Source organism: Mucilaginibacter sp. P5_A6 (assembly GCF_056400585.1).
Genome location: NZ_JBFUKZ010000070.1, coordinates 1 through 3,141, shown reverse-complemented (window position 1 = coordinate 3,141; position 3,141 = coordinate 1). Strand labels below are relative to the sequence as shown.

Sequence of the window (3,141 nt, the reverse complement as noted above, 5' to 3'; positions counted from 1 at the left end):
TAAATTTCACAAATTACTATTTTCTAAAATTGCAAATAATTAATTAATTATCCCTAAACGAAATCAACCATTAAAACATGATATGGATCATGTTTTAAAACACTCATTAAATATGATAATCATTAATTAGCTTAACATCCAGCTTTTCATATTGTGAATTATTGCTAATAAAATCGGGCAGGATGGTCTTCATTTTTGTCACCATTATATCAACATTATTTTGCAGATTAAGCTCCAGGAGTTCCTTAATCACCCTGTTGACCTCGGGGTAACTATTAGGTATAGTTTTTGAAATTTTTATATCCTTATTATAGGTAGGTATTACTTCTTCTTCTACATTAAGCAGTTCTTCATATAGTTTTTCACCTGGCCTTAAACCTGTATAAATAATTTCTATGTCTTTTCCGGGAACCAAGCCTACTAATTTGATCATATTGGCGGCCAGATCGGCTATTTTAACGGGTTCACCCATATCAAATAAAAATATTTCGCCCCCGTTGCCCATTACTGCAGCTTCAAGTACAAGCTGTACAGCTTCAGGTATTGTCATAAAATACCTTGTAATATCGGGATGTGTAACGGTAACCGGGCCGCCTTTTTCAATTTGTGCTTTAAACCTCGGTATTACAGATCCATTTGATCCCAGTACATTGCCAAAGCGGGTTGTAATAAATTTAGTTTGATTCACAGACTCGCACACCGGATCCGAACAGAAAAAATGATTTTCAAAAAGCACATTGTTTAAAGATTGAATATACATTTCGGCAATGCGTTTGGAAGCCCCCATAATATTTGTGGGCCTAACTGCCTTATCTGTTGATATCATCACAAACTTTTCCACACCAAATTCAACAGAAATGTCTGCTAAATTTTTTGTACCCCAAATATTTGTTAACACAGCTTCGGTAGGGTTATTTTCCATCATGGGCACGTGTTTATACGCTGCGGCATGAAAAACAATTTGAGGTTTATACAAATCAAATAAAGTTCTTATTCTACTTGCATTTTGGATATCTGCTATAAATATTCTGATTTTATCGGCATATGTACTATCCTCTACTTCTAATTGAATATCATGTAAGGGAGTTTCAGCCTGATCACATAACACTACATACTCCGGATTGTAACTTAATATTTGCCTCACAAGCTCCGAGCCAATTGAACCCGCGGCGCCTGTGATCAAAACCCTTTTATTTTGAATATCAGCTAAAACATGTTTATTACAAAGGTTGATAGGCTTACGCTCCAAAAGATCTTCTATTTTTAAATCCTTAAACTGCCTTAAATTTGGCTCACCATTTATCCATTGATCTGATGGCGGAACTGTTATTACTTTTATACCAAGCTCAACGCATTTTTCAACAGCTATTCTTTTACCATCAATTTTTATATCCTCGGATGTTATAAGCATTGTTTTTATAGAAAATTTATTTTTTAACTTCTCTATTGCTTTTATCGGATATACACGTTTTTGTTCAATGCAGCTGTAAACCTTATCGGCGTCGGTATCTATAAATCCCTGTACATTTATCATAAAACCTTTTTGAGCTTCCAGGGCATTTTTAATCAGGATAGATGGAGTTCCTGAACCATAAATTAAAACGTTCTCTTTTATAATTTTATAACCCGGCTCATCAAAGTATTTAAAAACATCCTTAATTATTATACGCATTCCCATTAATAATGATGAGGATATAAAAAAGTTAATCAATAAAATATCCCCAAGGCCTTTAAGACTAATTTTAAGGTAAGAAGCAAATAAAATATGATAAATCAACAAAAAGGCGGCATTGCTAACCAAAACAGCAACAAGTATGCGTAACATGTCCCTGGTATTGGAATGCCTTATTATATGCGTATGGATACGCATGAACAGAAATATCAATATAGCGTTACTACAGTAAAATGTAATATAGTAAATATTGCTTTCTTTAAAATCAAGTTTGTCTTTAAGGTAAAAAGACAGGCATAGTGCCAACAGGACGATCATAAGATCGGTTAACAGAATCAACCATCTTGAGTGGAATTTGTCCTGAAATATTAAATTTCTAATGTATATCATGTCCAATACTTATTTAAAAACATTAAAATTATGCATACCTGTATAGCGGAAAAAAATCTATCTCAGCACTTTCATTAATACCTTTTTCATCCAGTAAATTTTGATAAACTGCAGGATTAGCTATAAAACGCCAACTTTTAAAATCAATATGCTGGTCTGAAAAGGCTGATTTCCAATCAAAAAGTTTATCCTGTTTATAACCCAGACCGCCACCCAGGTTATAATACCTCATACCTTCTATCCTGCCAATTTGTGTAATTTCATCAACCAGAAATTTTGTTGGACTTTGTTGCAGATATTCAGCGCGTGTGCCAACCAGGTGCGCCTGGATAATACCATTGGTAAAAGTTATAATTGTACTTGACATAACCGTATCGCCATCATAAACCATCAGGATGCGGGCATCATATTCACTGGTATTGCATAGGTTTGAAAAGTATCTGTCGTTAAACAAATACTGGTTGGATGCCCCTAACCGCTTCATGCTTTCTGTATAAATTTCAACAAAAGTTGCTAATGCGGCAGGTCCCTTTTCTTCCTCAACCCTAAATCCTTTTTTCCAGGCGTGCCTTATAGCGTCCATGGCACTTTGCCGGTATCTTTGGCGCTGCTGTTCTATACTTTCCGAAAGATCTATTACCACTGTTTTTCCGTTTTCATGCACACCACCAAATTTATTTAGCAGAAGCTGCTGATTATAGAATGGGTGCATACGGGTAAATACCGATATATAGTTCTCGTCAGAAAGAAAAGCAAGGAAAGCCTTTTTAAAATTTTCCATGAAGGCGTTGCCGAGGCGATCTATTTTTTGGTTTGAAACAGGCCCCGAAAAACCATAAACACAGCTCAGATCATAATACCCCGATCCTGGAATAGCCCGTTTAAGTAAAGGAAAAGCGATGTAATTATCCTGTTCCTGGTAAACAAATAAAACAGGACTACCGGTTGTTTCCAACGAATGGTAATGCCATGTATGATAAAAGTCGTATTCGGCTGCGTTACGGACGTAAAATGTCCATTCCCGCTTATCGTGGATGGAAAATATTCTTGTCATAATTCTATTGTAAGTTTACCGGCTA

The 3,141-nt window shown here is 35.4% G+C and carries 2 protein-coding genes; both read right to left on the bottom strand.

Annotated features, from left to right (window positions below):
• Nucleotides 1-106: 106 nt before the first annotated feature.
• Entirely contained in the window at nt 107-1,990 is a 1,884-nt protein-coding gene (locus tag AC1DO4_RS27665) for a polysaccharide biosynthesis protein (protein ID WP_477421002.1), read from the bottom strand.
• Between the two features lie 100 nt (nt 1,991-2,090).
• A complete protein-coding gene (locus AC1DO4_RS27660) occupies nt 2,091-3,116 on the bottom strand; it encodes a GNAT family N-acetyltransferase (RefSeq protein WP_477421001.1) in 1,026 nt (341 codons plus the stop codon).
• Nucleotides 3,117-3,141: the final 25 nt, after the last annotated feature.

Coding starts and splice junctions, on each gene's coding strand:
- AC1DO4_RS27665 (WP_477421002.1), bottom strand. CDS start 1,990: ATGATCGTCCTGTTGGCACTATGCCTGTCTTTTTACCTTAAAGACAAA.
- AC1DO4_RS27660 (WP_477421001.1), bottom strand. CDS start 3,116: ATGACAAGAATATTTTCCATCCACGATAAGCGGGAATGGACATTTTAC.